We start from the raw sequence: 604 nt of genomic DNA on the forward strand, positions 1-604 counted from the left end.
CCCGGAAGAATCCGAATTCGGGCGAAAGCGTCTGCAGCCACTGGGCCAGGCTAGGCAGCATGGACGGCCCCCCCTTGATGTTCCTGCGCGAACTGAATGATGGCTTCCACCACCCGCTCCATCTTCATGAAACGGGATCCCTTGACGAGAATGCTGGAAACGCCGGGGGCGGCGCCGCGAACAGCGGCCAGCAGCGCTGGCATGTCTTCGAAATGACGAGCGCCTGCGCATTGCCGCGCGGCGTGAACCGATTGATTGCCCAGGGTGAACACCTGTTCCAGGCCGCGATCGTGCGCCAGCGCACCCATCTCGGCATGAAATGAGGGACCCTGGTCGCCCACTTCGCCCATGTCACCCAGCACGAGCAGCCTCGGCGCCGGCAACTCGGCGAGAACCTCGATCGCAGCGCGCACCGAATCCGGGTTGGCGTTGTAGGTGTCGTCGACCACCGTGACGCGGCGACCGGCCAGCGCGACGCTGAAGGCCCGGGATCGCCCCTTGACAGCCTCAAAAGCCTGGAGACCTGCGCGGATCGCGTCCAGAGACACCCCCGCGGCGAGTGCGCAGCTCGCAGCCGCCAAGGCGTTGCGAACGTTGTGCCGCC

The 604-nt window shown here is 66.2% G+C and carries 1 protein-coding gene; it reads right to left on the reverse strand.

The window, feature by feature from the left end:
• Positions 1-50: 50 nt before the first annotated feature.
• On the reverse strand, positions 51-604 hold a 554-nt coding region (locus ACMUOY_RS20550; protein WP_413894569.1), incomplete at its 5' end, for a glutamate ligase domain-containing protein.

Origin of the sequence: Candidatus Skiveiella danica, from assembly GCF_022705245.1 — a bacterium.
Classification (GTDB): Bacteria; Pseudomonadota; Gammaproteobacteria; order Burkholderiales; family Burkholderiaceae_C; genus Skiveiella; species Skiveiella danica.